Source organism: Paenibacillus sp. 01T443, from assembly GCF_056398325.1.
The window spans coordinates 1-389 of record NZ_JBFTPE010000089.1; the positions used below are offsets into that span (position 1 = coordinate 1).

Below are 389 nucleotides of genomic sequence, written 5' to 3' on the forward strand. Positions count from 1 at the left end.
ACTTCAAATTGTTGCTCAGAGAGCCATCTGGAGACGTTAAGCCAGTAGTGACCGCCATCTGGAGACGTTAAGCCAGTAGTGACCGGTAGGTTCCATACCGACAATGGCTTCAGTTAGGCCGTTTGCTGCTTGGAGTGATCGCACCCACTGAAGAAGATTGTTGAATCCTTCTTCATCGGTTGAGAAGGAAAGAGGATTTCCGATGGCGATTCCTCGAAAGTTCACCGCCCGTGCGACATGAATTTGCTGGGCGATGTCGATCCCAACGACGAGGTGATGGGCGGTAATCTTTTCAATGAGTTGATTTTGCTTCTCCTGTGCCTTAAACTTCATAGTAGAGCGTCCTCCTGGATGATGGGATTTTAAGGGCTATGACCCGTTGCGTACTC

At 49.4% G+C, this 389-nt stretch carries 1 pseudogene; it reads right to left on the minus strand.

Annotated features, from left to right (window positions below):
• Positions 1 to 54: 54 nt before the first annotated feature.
• A pseudogene (locus AC1DLI_RS34425) lies at positions 55 to 333 on the minus strand (IS110 family transposase); the annotation flags it as partial.
• Between the last annotated feature and the right edge of the window lie 56 nt (positions 334 to 389).